This window comes from Aquisalimonas sp. APHAB1-3 (genome assembly GCF_048323695.1).
GTDB lineage: Bacteria > Pseudomonadota > Gammaproteobacteria > Nitrococcales > Aquisalimonadaceae > Aquisalimonas.
Genome location: NZ_JBLWFT010000001.1, coordinates 821,447 through 840,843 on the forward strand (window position 1 = coordinate 821,447; position 19,397 = coordinate 840,843).

General features: G+C 64.7%; 23 protein-coding genes and 1 pseudogene. 11 read left to right on the forward strand and 13 right to left on the reverse strand.

Annotation, left to right across the window (positions count from 1 at the left end; translation table 11 throughout):
- The first annotated feature begins 243 nt into the window (after positions 1-243).
- The 4 genes from ACNSTU_RS03830 (at position 244) to ACNSTU_RS03845 (ending at position 4,560) form a co-directional block, all read left to right on the forward strand.
- A complete protein-coding gene (locus ACNSTU_RS03830; RefSeq protein WP_290631081.1) occupies positions 244-1,449 on the forward strand; it encodes an ABC transporter substrate-binding protein in 1,206 nt (401 codons plus the stop codon).
- A 139-nt stretch (positions 1,450-1,588) separates the two neighbouring features.
- Complete coding sequence (locus ACNSTU_RS03835) at positions 1,589-2,164, forward strand: hypothetical protein (RefSeq protein ID WP_290637114.1); 576 nt, start codon at positions 1,589-1,591, stop codon at positions 2,162-2,164.
- Between the two features lie 68 nt (positions 2,165-2,232).
- Positions 2,233-3,858, forward strand: a complete 1,626-nt coding sequence (locus ACNSTU_RS03840; RefSeq protein ID WP_290637113.1) for a methyl-accepting chemotaxis protein — start codon at positions 2,233-2,235, stop codon at positions 3,856-3,858.
- A gap of 201 nt (positions 3,859-4,059) precedes the next feature.
- Positions 4,060-4,560, forward strand: coding sequence for a C40 family peptidase (locus ACNSTU_RS03845; protein ID WP_290631075.1), 501 nt, complete (start codon positions 4,060-4,062; stop codon positions 4,558-4,560).
- Positions 4,561-4,581: 21 nt separating this feature from the next.
- Here ACNSTU_RS03845 and ACNSTU_RS03850 read toward each other — a convergent pair whose 3' ends face one another.
- Positions 4,582-5,145, reverse strand: coding sequence for a phosphoribosyltransferase (locus ACNSTU_RS03850; RefSeq protein WP_290631073.1), 564 nt, complete (start codon positions 5,143-5,145; stop codon positions 4,582-4,584).
- A gap of 63 nt (positions 5,146-5,208) precedes the next feature.
- On the opposite strand from ACNSTU_RS03850, the gene ACNSTU_RS03855 reads away from it, so the two are divergent.
- Entirely contained in the window at positions 5,209-5,820 is a 612-nt protein-coding gene (locus tag ACNSTU_RS03855) for a phosphoribosyltransferase (protein ID WP_290631071.1), read from the forward strand.
- Positions 5,821-5,938: 118 nt separating this feature from the next.
- Here ACNSTU_RS03855 and ACNSTU_RS03860 read toward each other — a convergent pair whose 3' ends face one another.
- From ACNSTU_RS03860 to ACNSTU_RS03870, 3 genes and pseudogenes are all read right to left on the reverse strand, one after another.
- On the reverse strand, positions 5,939-6,139 hold the full coding sequence (locus tag ACNSTU_RS03860; RefSeq protein ID WP_418212159.1) for a hypothetical protein: 201 nt from the start codon (positions 6,137-6,139) through the stop codon (positions 5,939-5,941).
- Between the two features lie 46 nt (positions 6,140-6,185).
- Positions 6,186-6,449 (reverse strand): annotated as a pseudogene (locus ACNSTU_RS03865) (hypothetical protein); the annotation flags it as partial.
- Between the two features lie 86 nt (positions 6,450-6,535).
- Positions 6,536-7,339: a class I SAM-dependent methyltransferase gene (locus ACNSTU_RS03870; RefSeq protein ID WP_290631067.1), complete on the reverse strand. Its 804-nt coding sequence runs from the start codon at positions 7,337-7,339 to the stop codon at positions 6,536-6,538.
- 137 nt (positions 7,340-7,476) lie between these two features.
- Here ACNSTU_RS03870 and ACNSTU_RS03875 point away from each other — a divergent pair, with 137 nt between their 5' ends.
- Complete coding sequence (locus ACNSTU_RS03875) at positions 7,477-8,061, forward strand: TetR/AcrR family transcriptional regulator (RefSeq protein ID WP_290637112.1); 585 nt, start codon at positions 7,477-7,479, stop codon at positions 8,059-8,061.
- Positions 8,062-8,123: 62 nt separating this feature from the next.
- The gene (locus ACNSTU_RS03880) at positions 8,124-8,768 is read left to right on the forward strand and encodes a hypothetical protein (protein WP_290631063.1); all 645 of its coding nucleotides are present in this window, start codon (positions 8,124-8,126) and stop codon (positions 8,766-8,768) included.
- A gap of 9 nt (positions 8,769-8,777) precedes the next feature.
- Here ACNSTU_RS03880 and ACNSTU_RS03885 read toward each other — a convergent pair whose 3' ends face one another.
- From ACNSTU_RS03885 to ACNSTU_RS03895, 3 genes are all read right to left on the reverse strand, one after another.
- A complete protein-coding gene (locus ACNSTU_RS03885) occupies positions 8,778-9,218 on the reverse strand; it encodes a VOC family protein (RefSeq protein ID WP_290631061.1) in 441 nt (146 codons plus the stop codon).
- Positions 9,219-9,370: 152 nt separating this feature from the next.
- Positions 9,371-10,966 (reverse strand): sigma-54-dependent Fis family transcriptional regulator, encoded by a 1,596-nt coding sequence (locus ACNSTU_RS03890; protein WP_290631059.1) that lies wholly within the window; start codon positions 10,964-10,966, stop codon positions 9,371-9,373.
- A gap of 16 nt (positions 10,967-10,982) precedes the next feature.
- A complete protein-coding gene (locus ACNSTU_RS03895) occupies positions 10,983-12,356 on the reverse strand; it encodes a CmpA/NrtA family ABC transporter substrate-binding protein (RefSeq protein ID WP_290631057.1) in 1,374 nt (457 codons plus the stop codon).
- Between the two features lie 346 nt (positions 12,357-12,702).
- On the opposite strand from ACNSTU_RS03895, the gene ACNSTU_RS03900 reads away from it, so the two are divergent.
- The 3 genes from ACNSTU_RS03900 (at position 12,703) to ACNSTU_RS03910 (ending at position 15,874) form a co-directional block, all read left to right on the forward strand.
- Positions 12,703-13,239, forward strand: coding sequence for an OsmC family protein (locus ACNSTU_RS03900; RefSeq protein ID WP_290631055.1), 537 nt, complete (start codon positions 12,703-12,705; stop codon positions 13,237-13,239).
- A gap of 76 nt (positions 13,240-13,315) precedes the next feature.
- A complete protein-coding gene (locus ACNSTU_RS03905) occupies positions 13,316-14,461 on the forward strand; it encodes an acyl-CoA dehydrogenase family protein (protein WP_290637111.1) in 1,146 nt (381 codons plus the stop codon).
- Between the two features lie 27 nt (positions 14,462-14,488).
- Entirely contained in the window at positions 14,489-15,874 is a 1,386-nt protein-coding gene (locus ACNSTU_RS03910; RefSeq protein ID WP_290634660.1) for an FAD-dependent oxidoreductase, read from the forward strand.
- Here the strand turns inward: ACNSTU_RS03910 and ACNSTU_RS03915 are convergent, their stop codons facing one another.
- Both ACNSTU_RS03915 and ACNSTU_RS03920 read right to left on the reverse strand, forming a co-directional pair.
- On the reverse strand, positions 15,875-16,510 hold the full coding sequence (locus ACNSTU_RS03915; RefSeq protein WP_290637110.1) for a class I SAM-dependent methyltransferase: 636 nt from the start codon (positions 16,508-16,510) through the stop codon (positions 15,875-15,877).
- Positions 16,511-16,530: 20 nt separating this feature from the next.
- Positions 16,531-17,424 carry a dihydrodipicolinate synthase family protein gene (locus ACNSTU_RS03920; protein WP_290637109.1) on the reverse strand — a complete coding sequence of 298 codons (894 nt, stop codon included), beginning with the start codon at positions 17,422-17,424 and terminating at the stop codon, positions 16,531-16,533.
- 107 nt (positions 17,425-17,531) lie between these two features.
- Here ACNSTU_RS03920 and ACNSTU_RS03925 point away from each other — a divergent pair, with 107 nt between their 5' ends.
- Positions 17,532-17,780 carry a DUF418 domain-containing protein gene (locus ACNSTU_RS03925; RefSeq protein WP_290637108.1) on the forward strand — a complete coding sequence of 83 codons (249 nt, stop codon included), beginning with the start codon at positions 17,532-17,534 and terminating at the stop codon, positions 17,778-17,780.
- A 31-nt stretch (positions 17,781-17,811) separates the two neighbouring features.
- On the opposite strand, the gene ACNSTU_RS03930 is transcribed toward ACNSTU_RS03925, so the two are convergent.
- The 4 genes from ACNSTU_RS03930 to ACNSTU_RS03945 all read right to left on the reverse strand — a co-directional run bounded on the left by ACNSTU_RS03930 (position 17,812) and on the right by ACNSTU_RS03945 (position 19,244).
- Positions 17,812-18,075 carry a Txe/YoeB family addiction module toxin gene (locus ACNSTU_RS03930; RefSeq protein WP_290637107.1) on the reverse strand — a complete coding sequence of 88 codons (264 nt, stop codon included), beginning with the start codon at positions 18,073-18,075 and terminating at the stop codon, positions 17,812-17,814.
- Positions 18,072-18,314 (reverse strand): type II toxin-antitoxin system Phd/YefM family antitoxin, encoded by a 243-nt coding sequence (locus ACNSTU_RS03935; RefSeq protein ID WP_290637106.1) that lies wholly within the window; start codon positions 18,312-18,314, stop codon positions 18,072-18,074. Before ACNSTU_RS03935 ends, ACNSTU_RS03930 begins: the two co-directional genes overlap by 4 nt.
- 319 nt (positions 18,315-18,633) lie before the next feature.
- Positions 18,634-18,948, reverse strand: coding sequence for a HigA family addiction module antitoxin (locus ACNSTU_RS03940; RefSeq protein WP_290637105.1), 315 nt, complete (start codon positions 18,946-18,948; stop codon positions 18,634-18,636).
- Positions 18,949-18,962: 14 nt separating this feature from the next.
- The gene (locus ACNSTU_RS03945) at positions 18,963-19,244 is read right to left on the reverse strand and encodes a type II toxin-antitoxin system RelE/ParE family toxin (RefSeq protein ID WP_290637127.1); all 282 of its coding nucleotides are present in this window, start codon (positions 19,242-19,244) and stop codon (positions 18,963-18,965) included.
- Positions 19,245-19,397 lie beyond the last annotated feature (153 nt).

Here is a 19,397-nt window from a genome sequence, read left to right on the forward strand (position 1 = left end):
GTAACAGCGTTACGAATGCCTTGAATTATTGTTTTGTTCGCAACCGGTCTACGCGAGTCCATCGCCGCCTGGCTGCAGCATCGCCTCCGCACCTTATTGGAAGGACAGAAAAAAATCCATGACTCACCTGTCATGTTTCTGATAATCTCAGCCCCGTGCGGCAGTCCCGGCCCTGCCCTCAGCGGCACGATCACCGTGTACGGTGGCGTCCCGACAAACAACAACAACAACGAGTGACCGATCATGATGCGCCACGCCGTTGCTGCCCTGTGTCTTGCCTGCCTGCCCACCGCAGCCGCGACTTCTGATGTGGCGCCTATCAAGGTGGGGCTGATGCTGGACATGGAAGGCCCATACGCCTTGATCGCCGGGGAGGGCTCACTGCATGCGGCGGACATGGCCATTGAGGACGTTGGCGGAAGTGTGGACGGCCGCCCGGTGGAAGTGGTTTACGCCGATCACGACAACAGCGTGGAGCGCGCCAGAGACATCGCCCGTGACTGGCTTGAGAACGACCGCGTCGACATGATCGCCGAGGTTGTCGGCTCATCGACTGCCCTCGCCGTGCAGGAAATCAACCAGCAGCATGAGGCCGTGCTGGTCCTCAACGCCGTGGTGAGCAACGAAGTCACCAACGAGGCATGCACACCCACCAGTTTTCACTGGATGTACGACAGCTACATGTTCAGCCGCGCAGTGGCTCGACTGGCCGCCGACCGTGACCGCAGAGACTGGTACGTCCTGCACATGGACAACGCCTACGGAGAAGACCTCCTGGCGCAAATCCGTAGCTCTGTGGAAGCCTACGGTGGAAGCATCATCGGGACCTCTGCACATGCACTCGGTGACGGACGCATGCTGCGCCAGATGCTTGAAGCGGAACAGGCGGAAGCCGACGTGCTCGCCATTGCCAGCGCCGGCGACGATCTGCAATCGGCGATCAAGCAAGCCTACGACCTCCACTCCGTGAGCCGCGGAGACATGCTGGTGACACCGGTGGCCGCGACCATTCCCAACATCCGCGAGGCCGGGCTCGGCGTCACCCAGGGGATGATTCTGACAACGCCGTTCTACTGGGACCAGGACGCTGCAAGCCGCGAATTCTCCATGCGGTTCTACGAGCGTCACGGGCGCAAACCAAGTGAGCCCCAGGCAGGCGTCTATTCCGGGCTGATCCACTACTTCGAGGCCGTTGAAGCGACGGGTAACGTCGATGGCCCGACCGTCGCCGACGTCATGCGGGCACGCCCGGTGAACGACCCCGTTGTCAGTGGCGGTGAACTCCGCGCTGACGGCCGTCTGGTGCAGGACATCCAGCTCGTGCAGATGAAAGCGCCCACAGACTCCGAACACGAGTGGGACGTCGCGGAGATCATCGACACGGTCGCGGGCGACGAGGCATTCAAGCCTCTATCACAGAGCAAATGCGACCTGGTCGAGACCGAATAAGGGGCCAGCGACGGGCTGTCGACACCAAGGGCAGAGAACCACAAAACGGAAAACGGGCCGACACACCGGCGCCATCGTCGCACAGCGGCGAGGACCCACACCCGGTGACAAAGCCCGAGCATTTCGAGGAGCGATCGTGATGAACATGCAACGCACCAGCCGGGGCAACGCTACCAGCAGCCTCCTCGGCCTCATCCTCATGCTTACGGCATCTGCGGCGTTTGGCAGCGACGCGGTCACCCTTGAGCGCATGGGCGTGGCCGCACCCACCTCAGAGCGTGCCAAGTTCTCCCTCGAGATAGAGCCGGTCTCGGAGGACTCTGAACGGCATGTGCTTTTCGTCGGCTTCTTTACGGCCGAAGACGATGACGAGATGGAGATCCGACTGCGCGCGTTCCGGGATGTCGGCGACGACGTCGACATGTTCGGTGAGGACGCCAAGCGAGCGGGCGAGGATTCCATGATGATGGTTCCTCGCAGCACTCTTGGTGACGTGACTGTCACCATCGATCACTCGGAGCATGCCTCTGGCGGCTACGAGATCGTAGTCACCAATCAGTCGGACACAAAGCGCGAAATCGACATAACGGAGCGCCTCCGCGGCCAGTGGACGCACGCGACCGACCACAACAGCTCCGGCGTCGACACCACGCGCCTGGAACTCCCCGACTGGGGCGAGGCCCGCATCCTCATCGAGGCGGAACCAGCGTCCTGAGACCACGGCCGCGCAGCCCATCCTGGCCCCGCGCACGATCGGCGCACCAGACATTTCCCGGAGGCAGCATGCGATTCCTGCTGGCAAACATCCGAAACAAGCTTCTTCTGATCACCGGTGGTGGCACCGCCGTTGTCCTCGCCGCCGTCGCCTTCGGCCTCTGGCAAATGATGGCAAGCATGGCCGGCTACGATGAACTCGGGGTGGTGGAGCAACAGGAGAGCGACATCCAGAACATCGCCAGTGATTACAACCGGCAGATCGAAATATGGCGCACCGTGTTGCTGCGCGGCTTCGAGGACGAGGAGCGCCGGGAGCGTTACTGGGCCGCCTTCGTCGATCAGCATGAACGGGTGCACGCGCAGGCACAGGATCTGCACGGGCGTGTCTCGGACACCACACTCACGGCGCGGCTGGAGGAGTTCATCAGCGAGCACGAGGCCATGAAAGCCGAGTACAGCGACGCGTATGCGATCTTCCAGGAAACGGCCGGCGACATCGTCTCGGCAGACGCCTGGGCCACCGGCAGCGGCGAAGCGGCCCAGGCGGCCCTGACCGATCTGCGGCAGACCATGGCCCAGCAACTGGAGGGTGAGACGGAGTCTGTCAGTGCCCAGGCCGGCAACGCCGTCACCATGACAGTGTTGCTGATTGCCCTCGCTGTCGCCGTGGCGTTCGTCATCTTCCTGCTGCTGGTGAACCGCATGATCGTCAACCCGGCGACCGCCATGAGGAATGCCCTGCAGCGCATTTCCGAGGGCGATTTCACTAGTGACATTCCCGATTACGGGGATGACGAGATCGGGCGCATCGGTCACTCGGCGCGGACCATCCAGGACAGCCTTGGCACCATGATCCGCGGCACGGCCCAGGCGGTGGACACGCTCGACCACTCCGCCCAGCAACTGGCCAGCACCTCCGAAGAGGCGGCCCAGCGGGCCGAGCATCAGAAGTCGGAGACGGAGAGCCTGGCATCGGCCATGAACGAAATGGCCTCCACCGTGGACGAAGTCGCCCGAAACTCCGCCGACGCGTCCCACGCCGCGGAGGACGCGGACACCCGGTCCGGGGACGGTCGCGAGGCGGTGGAGAGTGTCGCCAATGCCGTCCATGCGCTGGAATCGGAAATGGAGGGGGCGGTGAATGCTGTGCGTTCACTGAACCAGGAGAGTGAATCCATTGGCACCGTGCTCTCGGTGATCGAATCCATCGCGGAACAGACCAACCTACTCGCGCTGAACGCGGCGATCGAGGCGGCCCGTGCCGGCGATCAGGGGCGCGGTTTCGCCGTTGTAGCGGACGAAGTGCGCAGCCTGGCGCAACGGACCCAGGGCGCCACCAGGGAGATCCAGGACATGGTCGAACGGGTCCAGAGCGGGACCACGGAGACCGCCGGGATGATCGATGAAACCCGTAACCGCACGTCCACCGTCGTGGAGCGGACCCAGCAGGCGGCCAGCAACATCGAGGGGATCGCCGGGGCTGTTGCGCGGATCCGCGACATGAATCACCAGATCGCCAGTGCAGCCGAGCAACAGAGTTCCACTGCCACGGAGATCAACCAGAACGTGGAGTCCATTCGTTATGTTGCTGAGCAGAACACCGAGAGCGTTCGCAGCAACCGGGAGTCCAGCGAGGATATCGCCCGCCTCGCCGGAGAATTGCGCGAACAGGTCAAGCGGTTCCGCACCTGAGTCAGGGAGAGTGCTACTCGCGGTTATGCAAGGGGAACCACACACACGACGGCGCCCCCAGGGCGTGACCGCCCCAAGCCCGGTCATGCAAGCGCCGGATGCTTTCCCTTCGCCGTTCAACGACAGTAGACAACACCCCGCCGCCATCGCAGGCTTCCGCCATGAGACAACCGCTTCTGGATAAGGCGAGAGGGACGATTGGTGGAGTACACCCGCAAGCAACCGCTACTTGGCCTGCTGTCACTGGCCGTGCTACTGACAGTCACCGGGTGTACAACCCCGTCGCAGCACGCGCCGCACCCGGAGCCGGAAAGCGGCGCCGACGATGCTGCGCCCACCGGGCTCGCACAGGCTCTCCACGCGCAGCACGACGCCTGGGCCGGCACGCCCTATCGGCTGGGCGGCCAGGACCGCTCGGGCATTGACTGCTCCGGGTTCGTGCAGACCACCTTCGAAACCGTGCTTGACCAGTCGCTGCCGCGCACCACCCAGGCACAGGCGAGCGTCGGCACTCCGGTCAACCTCGGGGAGATCGAGACGGGCGATCTCCTGTTCTTTCGCACCGGCAAGAAGACCCGCCATGTGGGGATCTACGTGGAGAAAGGACGGTTCCTGCACGCCTCCACAAGCCAGGGCGTCACGTTCTCCCGCCTGGACGCTCCTTACTGGACGTCCGCGTACTGGATGGCGCGCCGCCCCTGAGCGGTACTGACGCGGGGCGACCTATTTCAGGTGCGGCGCCAGAATCGCGTGCAGCTCCGGGCGGTTGCTGGCGATCTCCTCCGGCGTCAGCCCTTCCAGCGAGTGCGGGTACTTCAGCCAGGCGTCGGTTTCATGCAGGTAATACTCGGGAGCCCAGCCCACCTCGTTGCGGGCCGGTTTGTAGTACGGCACGGCCACACGGATATCGTGGGGAGTGTTCAGCCGCGCCCGCTGACGCAGCTCCTCGATGATGGCCACCACGGAGCGGCCGGTATCGAAGACGTCGTCGACGATCAGCAGATCGTCGTCGTGGGTGACGTGCTTGACCAGATAATTGAGCCCGTGCACCCGCACGCTGCGGCTCTGCTGGTCGATGCCGTGATAGGATGACGTCCGGACGGCGATGTGATCCGTGTGCACGCCGTGGTAATCCAGAAACTCCTGAACGGCGATACCGATGGGTGCGCCGCCGCGCCACACGGCAATCATGAAGGTGGGCCGGAAACCGGAGTTCAGGATCTGCGCACCGAGCCGGAAGGAGTCCTCCAGCAGGCTCTGCGCGGTGATGTAGTGTTTCTCAGCCATGGCACCACTGATGGTCACGAAGGCCGGGCATAATCCCACCAAACGACGCACTCTGGCAAACCATTGACACAGCGAACCACGAAACCCGAAGAAACCGCCCGCCCCCGGCGCTTCCTGCAGGAGGCGGATCTCATTCAGGATGCCTTCCGGCTTGGCGTACAGGTCTACGAAAGCGGCTTCCGACCGAACTTCATCGTCGGCCTGTGGCGCGGCGGCAGCGCGGTGGGGATCTACGTGCAGGAGTGCCTGCAGACACTCGGGGTGGAGACGGACCACATCGCCCTGCGCACCTCCTACCAGGGTATGCACGACTACGACGCCATGGTGGCCTCTCCGGATGCGAAGATCCGCGTGCACGGCACCCATTATCTGCTGGACAACCTCAACCGGGACGACCGCCTGCTGATCGTGGACGACGTCTTCGGCACCGGCCACAGCGTGGCCGCCGTGCTGCGACGGCTGAACAACCAGCTCAAGCGCAACATGCCCACGGATACGCGCGTCGCCACCCTGTACCAGCGCCCCAGCGCTAACCAGACCGGCATCACGCCGGACTACTGCCAGCACCAGTCGGAAGACTGGCTGGTGTTCCCCTACGAGATGAACGGCCTGAGCCGGGACGACATCGACCGACACAAGCCGTATCTGGGCACGATTCTGGACAGCGTTCGCTAGCGCTCCCCGGAACGTCGTCTACATCCGCTTGCGGGACAGGTCGCGATAACGCTCGGCCCAGAACGGCCCCAGGTATTCGGCAACAAGGCCCGGGGCACGCCGGGTGGGCAGCCCCATGTCACTCATGAGCCAGTCCACGTAGTGGGCACGGTGGCAGGATGTGGCGGTAGAGCCGGAAGCGGCCGTCCGGCAGGATCTCCCGCCTGAGATCATCATCGAGAAACGCCACCCGCTGGCGCCACCCCGTGCCGCAGATCACCACATCCGCGGCAACCTCTTCCCCTGTGCTCAGGCGCAGCGTCTCGTGAGATGACCGCAACGCGTTTTCCGGCGAGCGCCGATGCCCCCGGCGTCTGGCTCGAGTGAATGATATCCTCCGCGAAGCGGTCCGCACCGTCAAATGCCGGCACATGCGGCTCCGACAGCACGCCGTTGCAGACAACGACGAAATCGAACGAGTGCCTCTCCACGGAGGCCCGCTCGCGGACCGGGCGTACGGCAACCTGAAAGCCGCCCCTGCCATCGCCCTCGCCCGCTTCCTCCCGCGCGACCGCGACTACCTCCGTTGCCGGTCGCAGGCATGGTCGCAGCCCGAAGTGGTCGACGTAGGCGTTCAGGTACGCCCTCACCTGCTGCGCGGTGGGGAAATCGCCGGTGCGCGTCAGCGTTCGCCCGCCAGTATAGGTGATGCGCTACACCACGGATGCCACGGTATTCAATGCTCCTTGCGCCGACCGACGATCACCAGGTACTCCCGACGAATATGCAGGCCTGCATCGGTGTCGAACTTGGCGTGATACCGGTCCATGGCGTCCTTGAACGCGCTCTGCCGGTCGGGAGAGAGCTGACTGATCACCTGCTTGATCGGGCCGAACCCGCGGGCGTACCAGCTCCAGGCATCGTCGACGCTGTCGAAATAGTGATGATTGACCCCCGGCTCGAACCACAGATCGAAATCATCGCCGAGCAGATCGCGCACATGTGCCGGGTCACCCCAGGCGAGCGGCGAAGGATCCGGTGGCGGGGCGTCATCGAACTCGCCGATCACACCGAAGAAGTCCTGGACGGACCCTCCTGGCTCCCAGACCACGAGCGATAGCCGGCCACCCGGGTGACAGACCCGCCCCAGCTCCCGCGCCGCCTGCTTCTGGTCGGCGGCAAACATCACCCCGAAGGTCGAGATGATTCCGTCGAAACTGGCATCGGCAAAGGGCAGATCCTCGGCGTCCGCCTGCCGGAACGTTATCGCCGGCTCCGCATGACCGGACAGCTCCCGGGCCGCGTCAAGCAGCTCGGACGCAATGTCTACCGCAGTCACGCGCGCCCCTAGGCGGGCGACGTTGCGGGCGGTCCAGCCGGTGCCGGTAGCCACATCCAGTACGTCCTGCCCGGGACCCGGATTCAGCCGCTGAACCGCATGCCCCAGCGCATCGCCGACACCGAAGCTGATGTTGTCGTAGTCACGCCCGGCCAGACCCCAGACCCGTGCCGGTCCCTCGTGGTGGGGCTTCACTGCCATTGCGTGCCCTCCCCTGGTGGAGTGTTGGTGCCGCATAATCACCTCCAGGCGATAACAATCGCCGATTGACGGCTAGACCGATCATCATACTATATAGACCGATCGTCATATTTCGTCAACGATGGTAGAAGAATCCCATGGCAAAGGGCACGAAAGAGCGAATGATCGAGGCCACCGCCCGGCTGATCCAGTTACGGGGTCTGCACGGGGTGAGCCTGAGCGAGATCCTCAGCGAGAGCGGTGCGCCGCGGGGATCACTGTACTTTCATTTTCCCGGGGGCAAGGAGAGCGTTGTCCTGGCCGCCATGCAGGCCGGCATCAACGAAGCCACCGAGATTCTCGAGGCGTGCCTGACCGAGGCCACCGACCCGGCCGCCGGTGTCCGCGCCTTCTTCGACGCGGCCGCCGAGGAGATGGCGAACACCGAGTACGCCTTCGGCTGCCCGGTCGCCCCGATCATCCTCGACGCGCCCGGCATGGATTCAGAGCTGGCATCCGCGTGCCGGGCCGCCCTGGATGAATGGACGGCCATGTACCGCAACGCGATGGTCGCGGCGGGTGTTGAGCATGGCCGGGCCGAGCGGCTGGCCCTGACCATCGTGGCGAGCCTTGAGGGTGCGCTGATCATGGCGCGTGGCGGCCGCGACGCCAGCCTCATTCGCGAGGTCGGCGACGAGATGGGGATGATGGTGAGTCAGGCGCTCACCCCGCCACACCACTAAATTGACACCACACTCTCCACTGGATAACCTTCGCCAGATCATTGACGGTAGAGGGAACTACCATGCTTTCCAGTCGACACGCCTCGGCTGTTGCCGTTCTGCTTGTTGTTCTGCTCCTGGCATCAGACGCCACCGCGTCCGAAGCCGACTGCAACACGCCTGCCTGCACCTTTACGGCCGATGTGATCCCGCACGACGCTCCTGCGATTGATGGCACACATCAATTCGTGATCGGAGAGTTTCACGTGGCCCCGCCGAACGATTGGAAGCGCGTTCACTCCGCGCCTTACAACGGGCTGGCAATCTCCTACGAGGACGACGCACGCCTGGGCATCACCCGGCTCGTGGCCGGCGACCTCGAGATTGACCCGGAAACCTTCGAGCAAGCCGATGCCTCGATGCGGGACTATTACAATATCGTGTTCGAAAACACGGCCGAGGACACGCCGCCCGCACACGGGCCAGAGCGCAGATTGTGGCAGTTCGCCATGGACACCAAGCGCCTCCAGTTTCCCGAGGCCACGCAGGCCGTAATCATTGATGGAGAGGACTTCAGAGCGTACAGCGCGGTGATCAACCTCAGTCGCTTCGACACGCGAACGATCATCGTCCACGACGAGGCGCCAGACACCGCGCTGGAGATTCTGGCCTCGGGCCTGGATCAGGAAACGGTCATCAACGTAGCAGCGTCAGCTCAACTCAGGTAAGCACACTACTCATGATTCACTCGCTGGCGGCGTCAGCGACACGTTCCCCTGTTCATCGAGGGACCAGAACGGATTGTGTGCCACCTCCCAGAGGTGGCCGTCGGGGTCGGCCATGTAGCCTGAATAGCCGCCCCAGAACACCTCCTGCGCGGCCTTGACCAGCCGGCCGCCGGCGCCTTCCGCCAGGGCAAGCACCCGATCCACCTCGTCGCGGCTGCGGGCGTTGTAGGCCAGCGCGACTCCGGAGAACCCGGAGCCCTCCGCGGGCACGCCGGCATCGGCAGCAAGCGCCTCGCGCGGGTAAAGCGCGAGAATCAGGCCGTTGAGCTGAAAGAACCGGATATCCTCTTCCGCCGCTCCCAGCGTCCAGCCGACGCCGGTCTCGTAGAACGCCTGGGCCCGCGCCAGATCACTGACTCCCAGCGTGATCACGCTCATCCGTTGGTCCATGGTCTCCGTCTCCCTGTGATTTCGGGTTCTCTGGCTCAAGGGTGTAGACCAAATATGCGGCTGCGGCAACTCGGGTTACTCCCCGCCCACTCCCAGTTTACGGAATCGCTCCACGCCCTCGGAAGGCTCGAAGTCATCCAAGCGGTGCCCGGTCAGTCCAGGCCCAGTTTCGTCAGGCGGTAGCGGAACTGCCGTACGCTCAGCCCCAGCATCTGCGCGGCCCGGGTCTTGTTGCCGCGGCTCTGTGCGAGGGCGGAGCGGAGTCGTTCGGCCTCCGAGGGATCGACCCGCTGGTACGGTCGGCCCGACATCGCGGGCTCGGACTCGCCGGCATGCACCGTAACGCCCCTCTCTTCATCAGCCGGCGCTTCCGCGTGCACAACATGCACCGCTCCACTGACCACGGACTCGTCGTTCAGGATGTGTTCGATATCCGCCGCATCGATAGTATCCCCGCGAGCGGTGATGACGGCGCGTTCCATGAGATTCTCGAGCTGCCGGATGTTCCCGGGCCACGGATAGCTCTGCAGCCGTGCCAGCACCCCCGCCCCGAGGGCAACCTCGCGGTGGTGCCTGGCGTTGAAGCAATCGAGGAAATGCCTAGCGAGCTGCACCACATCCCCGGCGCGCTCTCGCAACGGCGGCAGGCGAATCGGTACCACGTTGAGGCGATAGAACAGGTCCAGGCGGAACTGTCCGAGATTCACCGCTTCCTGAAGATTGCGATGGGTGGCCGTGATGATGCGGATATCCACGGAAATGTCGCGGTCGCCCCCGACCCGCTGCACCTTGCGCTCCTGGATCAGGCGCAGCAGCTTGGCCTGCAGCTCGATATCCATGTCACCGATCTCGTCCAGGAACAGCGTCCCGCCGTCGGCCAGCTCGGCCTTGCCCGGCCGATTCCGCACCGCCCCGGTGAACGCACCGCGTTCATGACCGAAGATCTCGGCTTCCAGCAGGGTCGCCGGAATCGCACTGCAGTTGATGCAGATGAAGGGCCCCGATGCCCGAGGGCCCTGCTCGTGGATGTAGCGGGCAAACCGCTCCTTGCCCGTGCCCGACTCGCCGAGAAGCATGACCGTGGCATCGCTGTACGCCACGCGGCCGGCTTCATCCAGTGTGGAACGCAACTGCGGGCTGTCGCCCAGAATGCCCTGGTGCTGCTGTTGCCGCGCGAGCGCCTTGCGCAGTGCCTCGTTCTGATCCTCGAGCCAGGCCGTGCGCTGATCCATCAACGACCGGATGCGCAGGGTCTGCCCGAGCATCGCGGCAACAATCCGCAGCAGCTGGATGTCGGACTGAAACCCGCGCGACCGCGCGCGCAGTCGATGACACCCCAATACGCCGATGGGCGTGTCGTCCATCAGAATCGGCACGGCGATGAACGACACCGTCTCGGCCGGCAGCGTTGCCCGGTCGACCGCCCGGAACAGGTGCTGGGGCTCCGCGTCCACGTCCTGAACCACACAGACCCGGCCGGTGCGCATCACATCGCCGGTGATTCCCTCGCCCAGGCGGTACACGCCCCGGTCACGTTCCTCGGGGCGCAGACCGTACGAGTAACGGATACGCAGGCGTTGCCCATCGTCGTCCGGCAGCACCACGCGGCCCCGGTTCAGGCCGACCAGCTCCGAGAGCAGGCGCAGCACGGCCGGGATAGTGGCCTCCGGGCGCAGGGAACGGCCCAGCAACTGGGCCGTTTCCACCAGCACCAGCGACTCGCCGGGGAGTTCGCTATCGGTCGTCATGTGCACATGCGGTCGGTCAAGCGCGCACCTCGAAGCTCTCCAGATAGCCCTCCGGATCGTGCGGGTCGAACTCCTTGCCCATGATCTCGTGGATGCGGTAGTTCTCTTCGGGGGCGTTGTAACCGAGCTCTTCCATGACCTTCCGGCACTCCGTGGCCTGGAACACCTCTTCCGCGATCTGGTGGTAGTTCACATCGCCATCAATATACCCCCAGCGCTTCATCTGCGTGAGCATCCACACCGCCATGGACTGCCAGGGGAACGGGTCGAAGTCGATCCGGTCGGGCATGTCCTTGACCTCGCCGAGTCCGTCCGCATACCGCCCGACCAGAATCTGCTCCATTACCGGCACCGGCTGGTTGAGATACTGCCGCGGCGAAATGGCCTCGGCGATCTCCTTGCGGTTGTCGGCCTCCGAGCTGAACTGGGTTGCATCCACGATGGCGCGGAACAGCGCGCCAAAGGTATTTGGGTGCTCGTCGACCCAGTCCTCCCGGACCACGAAGGCGCAACACGGGTGACCGCTCCAGATGTCCTTGGTCTGCGTATGGATAAAGCCGGCCCCCTCCCAAACAGCGCGCTGGTTGAAGGGCTCGGCCACGATGTAGCCGTCGATGTTCTCGGCCTGCAGGTTGGCAACCATCTCCGGCGGCGGCATCACCCGCAGGCTCACGTCGCGATCCGGATCCAGCCCGTGCTCGGCCAGCAGATACCGGAGCAGGAAGTTGTGCATGGAGAAATCGAACGGAATGGCGAAGGTGAAGCCCTTCCAGTCCTTCGGGTCCATCTTGTCCTTGTGCTTGTTGGCCAGGGTGATGGCATTGCCGTTGATGTTCTCCACCGCGGGCATGGTCACTGGCAGCCGGCTTGCGCCAACGCCCATACGGATGGACAGCGGCATCGGCGCCAACATGTGCGCGGCATTGAACTCGCCTGCGTCCATGCGATCCCGCACCACGGGCCAGCCGGCCACGCGCTCCAGGGTCACGTTCAGCCCGTAGCGCTCATAGAAGCCCATGGCATCCCCCATGATGATGGGGGTGGCACAGGTGATGGGCAGAAACGGGATGGTCATCTCCGTTTGCTCCAGCGGGCCCAGGTCGTCCGCCAGTGCAGACTTCAGCGCGCCCATGGGAAACGCCGACGCCAGCGCCGCCATGGCGGTGCCACGGCCGACTGCGGCCATAAAGCGGCGACGACTGATGTCGTTGCCTCCAAACAGTGCGCGCACCAGGGTGTTTTCCACGGCGCGGTCCACGATGTCCTCACGCGTGGACGCCTGTGCGGTGTCCGAATGCGCCGTGCCGGCGGGCGTGCAGCTCTCGCAGGAGCAGCCGGCCCCGTGGCGCAGGTCTGAGTGGGGGCTATACGGGTCACCAAGGCTTTTCATCAGTCACTTCCTCGCGGTGGCGGGACGGTCAGGTTGTCACCAACCACCCGAGCAAGCGCTGTGCCAGTTTGCCGCACTGCAACGAACACCGGGGCCTGAGCCGCATTCCGGTGGCGCCGAGCACCACCGCACCCGGCCGGACAAAGCCGACAATGTCGACATTGACCACATTGTCACCCCCCTTCCGAACAGCGCCGTAGAGACGCCAAACAACTTGAACAAAAATCTGTAATCAACCGTTTTTAAGGGTTTTTTATTGGGCATAAACCGCGTATCGACGCGCCTGGCACGTCTGCTGCAGAGAGCCTGGCGAACTCTCATGACGCAAACACCTCAGGAGGACGCGATGAGCGACGCAGCAGCACAAACGAAACAGCCGATACGCCCGATCGATCTGGAGGGCCTCAAGGCGCTGGGAGCGAAGGCGAAGATGGACCCCACCAAGGTCAACACGCTGAAGTCCCACACGGAGTGCGAAGGCATCTTCCGCATGATGACCTATTGCCGGGATCTGGACGGCCACCTGATCGATGAGCCGCCGACCCTGCTCGGCGAGAACAACGCACCGAATCCGTCGGAGGCCGCCCTGGCCGCCCTCGCCTCGTGCCTGCTGGTTGGCATCCACGCCAACGCCACCTACAAGGGCATCAAGGTCTACAAGCTCGAGTGCGACCTGGAAGGCGACATCAACATCTCCAGCGTCTGGGGCGTCGGCGACACCAGCGAGAAACGCCTGGGGTTCACGGAGATCCGCGCGACCTTCGACATCGACGCCGACTGCTCCCGTGAAGAACTCGAGGAGCTGGTCGCCTGGGCCGACAAGTGGTCGCCCGTGGCGAACACCATGCGCAACCCGGTCCCGACCACGATGAGCCTGGCCTGAGGCCGGCAATCCGGCGCGGCGATGCACACCGCTTCGCCGCGCTCACCACACCCCTTAAGTCACGCCGGAGGCTCCCATGGCGGCTACTGCACAAACACTCCCCCATACGCCGGGGCTTGCGCCCGGCCTGGAACCCGATCACGCGCTTGAAAGCCGGGTCGCCGGGCTCGTCCGCGATCAACTGGCACCGCAAACGGTCGCGATCGACCGGCAAGGTGTCTATCCATCGGGGTTCATGCACGAACTCGGTGCGCTGGGCGGCTACAGCCAGCACATCCCGTCGCGGCGCGACAACGCCGGGCACGACTTCCCCATGGCGATCCAGCTCATGGAAACCGTCTCCCGCGAGTGCATGTCCACGGGCTTCTGCGTCTGGTGCCAGGACGCCCTGGCCTGGTATCTGGAGAACGCCGACAACCCCGAGGCGAAACAGACCCTGCTGCCCCGCATCGCCAGCGGCGAGCTGCTTGGTGGCACCGGCCTCTCCAACGGCATGAAACACCTGGCCGACATCGAGGCGCTGAAGATCCGCGTCCGCCCCGTGGAGGGTGGCTACATCGCCAACGGCACCCTGCCCTGGGTCTCCAACCTGGCGGCCGAACACGCCTTTGCGGCGATCTTCCAGGTCGAAGACAGCGACCGGAAGGTCATGGCCGTGACGTTCTGTGACCAGCCTGGCTTCAGCCTGCAGCAGTGCGCCGAGTTCACGGCCCTGGAAGGCAGCGGCACCTACGCCTGCCACTTCCGCGATGCGTTCATCCCGGACGCCCACGTGATCACCCACGACATCAGCGGCTTCATCCCCCGCATCCGCTCCGGGTTCGTTCTGCTGCAGATGGGCATGGGGCTCGGCGTGGTGCAGGGCTGCATCGACATCATGCAGGAGATGGCCGCCACGCACGCCCACGTGAACCGCTACCTGGACGATCAGCCCGCGGCACTCACCGACGCGCTGGACGACGCGCGCAACGCCACGCGCGCCCTGGGCCGCGAGATCGGTGACCCGTCCGATGAACTCTTCGCCGACGTGCTGCAGCTGCGCCACACCGCATCCGAGCTTTCCCTGCGCGCATCCCAGGCCGCCATGCTGCACGCCGGCGCCCGCGGCTACCTGGCCAACGCGCCCGGGCAACGCAAGCTGCGGGAGTCCTACTTCGTGGCGATCGTCACCCCGGCGATCAAGCACCTGCGCAAGGAACTGGAACGACTCGGTGCCCACTGACACCCATCAACAGGAGAGCCAAAGGCCATGACGACTCCGTACCGACGCTACCTGTGCCGGGTTTGTGGATTCATCTACGACGAGGCGGAAGGCGACCCGGATGGCGGGCTGCCCCCCGGCACCCGCTACGAAGACATCCCCGACGACTGGGAGTGCCCGGACTGCGGCGTCACCAAGGCCGACTTCGAGCTCATTGATGACACCGGCGCCGAGGCGACCGACACCGCCCCGGCCCGGCAACCCGCCCACCACGACTTCGGCCACCCGGACCAGATCGTGATCATCGGCGGCGGCATGGCGGCCTGGGCCGTGGTGGAGGCCCTCCGGGCCGCGGGCTCCAGCCGGCCGATTGCGATGGTCTCGCGCTGCAATGCGGACGTCTACCCGAAGCCGCAGCTGTCCGCGGCGGCGGCGAAAGGCCAGCGCCCCGACGCGCTGGTGATCCAGTCCGGTGACGACGCCGCCGCCAAGTGGAACGTCGCGCTCATGGCACGCACGCGTGTGCTGGAGATCGACCGCGCGCGCCAGCGCGTGATCACGCCCCGCGGCGGCGTACCGTACGCGCACCTGATTCTCGCCCCGGGTGCATCACAACCGCAGCCCCAGCTGGCCGGATCGGCCAGCGGCGATGTGCTGCAGGTGAACGACCTGAAAAGCTACCAGCGCCTGCGCGAGCGAATTGATGGCGACGGCGCCACCTCCCGAGTGCTGATCCTGGGGGCGGGCCTGATCGGCTGCGAGTTCGCCGACGACCTCTCCGCAGCCGGGCACAACGTCACGCTGGTGGACCAGGCCGACCGGCTCCTGCACCGGCTGTTGCCCGAACGCCTCAGCGGCGAGCTGGACGCCGCCCTCCGGCAACGTGGCATCCGCTTCATCCCGCGCACCTCGCTGGAGCGCATCGACCGCGACAACGGCACCGGACGCCTTACCGCCCGCCTCGGCAACGGCGAAACGGCCACAGCCGACGTGGCGCTGAGCGCCCTCGGGCTGAAGCCCAACGTGGAGCTGGCACTGCAGTCCGGGCTGGAAGTGGGCAGCGGCATACGGGTCGACGGCCAGTTACAGACGTCGGACCCGGCCATCTACGCCCTGGGCGACTGCTCGGAACACGACGGCAGGCTCCTGCCCTACGTGCGCCCGCTACGGGAGCAGGCGCGCGTGGTCGCCGCCAACATCGCCGGTGAGACCACGGACTACACGGCCGAGGCCGGCACCATTGTCATCAAGACGCCCTGCTGGCCGCTGGCCGTGTGGCCACCGGAGGCCCATGGGGAGTGGCGCGAAGTCGAGACCGGTGAGCACGGAACCGTCATGGAGCACCACTCCAATGGCCGGCTCACCGGCTTTGCACTCTCCGGCCAGTACTCGCGGGACGCGACACGCTACGAAAAGCGCGTGCAGGCAGGCTGATCACCCACCGGCGGCGACGGCGGCGTTCAAACGGAACACGCAATAGGTAAATGCCTGCTCGCCGCCGGCCGGGGTCACATGCACCTCGCGACTGCTGTCCTCAAGCTGGAACCGCTCCCCGAACACCGCCTGGAAGTCCTCCGGCGAATACCGCTGCACGTCCAGGCCACTGCACCGCGTCGGGCCGTCCTCGGCGAAGGCCGCGATCACGACGTGGCCACCCGGCTTGAGCGCGTGGCGAACCTGCTCGACGTAGCGCTGCTGATCCTCGGCGGCGGTGAGAAAGTGAAACACCGCGCGATCGTGCCAGACATCCAGGCCTGCCTGCGGCAGGTCGACATCCAGCACATTGGCTTCCAGCCAGCGCACGCCGTCCGCGCCAGACCCGAGCCGCTCCCTTGCCACATCAAGCGCCGCGCCGGAGAGATCCAGCACGGCCAGCTCCGTGTAGCCGTCGGACAGCAGATCGTCCACGAGCGTGGAAGCGCCGCCGCCCACATCAAGAATCGCTGCCTGGCGGTCGGGCGCAACGCGCCGGACCAGCGCGAGCGAGCGCTCCGAGTGCGGCTGATACCAACTCACCGTCTCCGGCGCCTTCGACTGGTAAACGGACTCCCAATGCGACTTCGTATCCACGAAAACCTCCGGTCATGTGCTTACGCCAGTTCCAGGTCCCGGATCACCGCGGCCACCTGCTGCCGGGCTTCGCCACGCAGTGATTGTACCGGTAACGGCAGGCTCGGATACTCGACCAGCCCCAGGACCTCCGCGGCAGTCGCCGCGACCCGCAGGCTGCCGCCATACGCCCGAAACAACCGCCAGAGGGGCTCCAGCGCATCGGACAGCCGCTCGGCCTCCTGCGCATCACCCGCCTGCGCCGCGCGCGTGATGGCAAGGGCCGCTACCGGGAACACCCCGCCGATGGCGGAATACCAGGCATCGCAGCCGGCGATCAGGCCCCGGGCGGCGGACGGGTCTCCGCTCACGCCCAGCGTGACGTGTGCCGGCATACTCGCCCGCAACGCCTCAACACGTGCCCTGGCGGCATCCATGCCGGACGGCACCGGGGGGATCTTGATGGAGGCCACGTTCGGCAACTGTGCGATCCGCCCGTGCAGCGCATCGCTGAACGCGAAATGGGTCGTCGTGGGGTTGTCGTAAACGCACAGCGGCACGGACAGCGCCCGCGTCACGGTGTCGAACAGCCCGAAGACTTCGTCGTCCGAAAGGGGCTGATACGACACCGGCGGCAACAGCACTGCGCGCGCGCCGGCACTCTGGGCATCGTCGGCCAGGGCAAGCACATCGCGGGTGCGCAGTGCACCGATGCCAACCATCACCGGGATGCCGCCGGCGTGCTCCACCGCCAGCCGCACCACCCGCGCGCGCTCTCCGGGGGTGAGGTAGGCGTAACTGCCGGTCGAGCCCAGCACGCCAATGGAATCCACCCCGGCGGCGGCGAGCCGCTCGATCAGGCGCACGAACGCGGCTTCGTCCACGCCCCGCTCGCCCATGGGCGTCAATGGAAACGCACTCAGCCCCGTGAACATCCCGCCGCCCTCCCACCGTGCGAACGCCGCTGGCCGAGCCAACGGCTAGTCAGGGCTCACAGTATCACCGATTCGCACGACTGGAGTCGCTGCGAGGGATGAAGGTGATGGCGTGGTTCCTGCTGGGCGCGGCCGCGGCGCGGATGCAGCTGGTGGACTCCATCGGCGCGTACCGCTGGCCGCTGCTCGCAACCGCAGTCGCCGGCCTTGCCATCCGCTACACCGGCAACATCCTCGCCCAACTGCTGTTCAGCGCCCTGTGGCTGGCCGTATTCCGGCAGGGCCCGCTGGAGTGGCTGTGGCGCTGGCAGACGCAGGGGGAGCGGCCGAAGTTGTTGGGGCTGGGGCAGAATTGATGGCGACGGATCACGGAGCTCAGCGGCACCTTTATTCGTAGTGACTCCAGAGCCGGAGGACCTTTACGACTCCCTCCTCCTCAAGCACCTGGTACACCAGACGATGCTGAATATTGATGCGGCGTGAACAGGCCCCCGCAAGATCACCAACGAGCTTCTCAAACGGCGGCGGCCTGCGGTACGGGTCTTCCGCAATCAGTGCCAACAGTTCCTGAGCTTTTGGTTTGAGGCCGCTGGAGGCCAGCTTCTTAGCGTCCTTCTGGGCTTGTTTGGTGTAAACCAACTTCCATGTCACCAGTCCAGCTCCTCATTGCATTCATCCACCGGGGTCTCCATCCCCTCTCGGATAGACTCCCGCATGCCTGGCACCGACAGCAGGTACAGTGTTTCCTGAATGGCCGACCAGTCTTCTTCAGATACCAATACCGCCTTGTTCCGCTTGCCCATGATAAAGATCGGCTGGTGGGATTCGGCAGTTTCGTCGATCAACCGATAGAGGTTACTGCGCGCCTCAGTTGCGGTGATTCCGGTCATGACACACCTCTTGCGTGTTCAGCTTCCCACCAATGTACGCCTTCCGGTACGTACGTCAAGACGAACGCCTATCATAACGCTTGGCTCACCGGTAAATCAGGAGCGCAGCGAGTAACTTATCCGTGTGTGACCCTTCCCCGCAAAACTGACCCACGCTGAGGTAGAGAAATTCGGCGCGAGCAGCCGTTCTTGGAGGGGAACGCGCCATGACGAAATCGAAGTTTACCGATGAGCGGATCGCCTTTGCGATCAAGCAGAACGACACCGGCACGCCGGTCACGGAAGTTTGCCGGTATGGGCGCGGCGGAGGTACGTCGGCTCAAGCAGCATCTAACGGCTTGATCCGAGCAAGCTCTTTCTCGGCCGACTGCGCTGCTGCCCACAGATCGATAGACCGCTGCGCATTCAGCCAGAACTCCGCAGAGTTACCAAACAAACGGGCGAGCCGAAGCGCCATTTCCGGACTGACAGCACGGCGCTCGCGCAACAGTTCATTAACTGACTGGCGAGAAACGCCTAGAGACTGAGCCAGCCCCGCAACGGTCAGCTCATAATCCGGCAGGAAATCCTCTCTCAGCATCTCCCCCGGATGGGTCGGCTTGCGCTGCATGCCAGCAATATTAGGGATAGCCATAGTCATCACCTCGCTCAGTGGTAGTCGCACACTTCGACTTCATACGCATCGCCATCTTCAAACCGAAAACAGATACGCCACTGATCATTGATTGAAATCGCGTGCTGCCCCTGCCTGCCTCCAGAAAGTGCGTGAAGGCGATTGCCGGGCGGCACTTTCAAGTCCTCCAGCTGTTCGGCCAGATTCACGTACTCAAGTTTTCTGGCGGCTCTTGGTGCAACATCCGCGGGAAACTTCTTTGACTTGCCTTCGGAGTACAGCTCCTGAGTTCGTTTGTCGGCGAAGGACTTGATCATATGCAGATTGTAGCGCGTCACGTGACACATGTCATGCAAGACGCGAATATGGGTTCTACCAATCCGCGCCGCAGTGCTCCGCCTATAGCCACGCAGCGGCTTAGGGGGTGGTGAAGCGGCGCCTGGCGCGCAGCGCCATTATTTGCACTCACA

Coding starts and splice junctions, on each gene's coding strand:
- ACNSTU_RS03830 (WP_290631081.1), top strand. CDS start 244: ATGATGCGCCACGCCGTTGCTGCCCTGTGTCTTGCCTGCCTGCCCACC.
- ACNSTU_RS03835 (WP_290637114.1), top strand. CDS start 1,589: ATGAACATGCAACGCACCAGCCGGGGCAACGCTACCAGCAGCCTCCTC.
- ACNSTU_RS03840 (WP_290637113.1), top strand. CDS start 2,233: ATGCGATTCCTGCTGGCAAACATCCGAAACAAGCTTCTTCTGATCACC.
- ACNSTU_RS03850 (WP_290631073.1), bottom strand. CDS start 5,145: ATGGCTGAGAAACACTACATCACCGCGCAGAGCCTGCTGGAGGACTCC.
- ACNSTU_RS03870 (WP_290631067.1), bottom strand. CDS start 7,339: ATGGCAGTGAAGCCCCACCACGAGGGACCGGCACGGGTCTGGGGTCTG.
- ACNSTU_RS03875 (WP_290637112.1), top strand. CDS start 7,477: ATGGCAAAGGGCACGAAAGAGCGAATGATCGAGGCCACCGCCCGGCTG.
- ACNSTU_RS03880 (WP_290631063.1), top strand. CDS start 8,124: ATGCTTTCCAGTCGACACGCCTCGGCTGTTGCCGTTCTGCTTGTTGTT.
- ACNSTU_RS03885 (WP_290631061.1), bottom strand. CDS start 9,218: ATGGACCAACGGATGAGCGTGATCACGCTGGGAGTCAGTGATCTGGCG.
- ACNSTU_RS03890 (WP_290631059.1), bottom strand. CDS start 10,966: ATGACGACCGATAGCGAACTCCCCGGCGAGTCGCTGGTGCTGGTGGAA.
- ACNSTU_RS03895 (WP_290631057.1), bottom strand. CDS start 12,356: ATGAAAAGCCTTGGTGACCCGTATAGCCCCCACTCAGACCTGCGCCAC.
- ACNSTU_RS03900 (WP_290631055.1), top strand. CDS start 12,703: ATGAGCGACGCAGCAGCACAAACGAAACAGCCGATACGCCCGATCGAT.
- ACNSTU_RS03905 (WP_290637111.1), top strand. CDS start 13,316: ATGGCGGCTACTGCACAAACACTCCCCCATACGCCGGGGCTTGCGCCC.
- ACNSTU_RS03910 (WP_290634660.1), top strand. CDS start 14,489: ATGACGACTCCGTACCGACGCTACCTGTGCCGGGTTTGTGGATTCATC.
- ACNSTU_RS03920 (WP_290637109.1), bottom strand. CDS start 17,424: ATGTTCACGGGGCTGAGTGCGTTTCCATTGACGCCCATGGGCGAGCGG.
- ACNSTU_RS03925 (WP_290637108.1), top strand. CDS start 17,532: ATGGCGTGGTTCCTGCTGGGCGCGGCCGCGGCGCGGATGCAGCTGGTG.
- ACNSTU_RS03935 (WP_290637106.1), bottom strand. CDS start 18,314: ATGACCGGAATCACCGCAACTGAGGCGCGCAGTAACCTCTATCGGTTG.
- ACNSTU_RS03940 (WP_290637105.1), bottom strand. CDS start 18,948: ATGGCTATCCCTAATATTGCTGGCATGCAGCGCAAGCCGACCCATCCG.
- ACNSTU_RS03945 (WP_290637127.1), bottom strand. CDS start 19,244: ATGATCAAGTCCTTCGCCGACAAACGAACTCAGGAGCTGTACTCCGAA.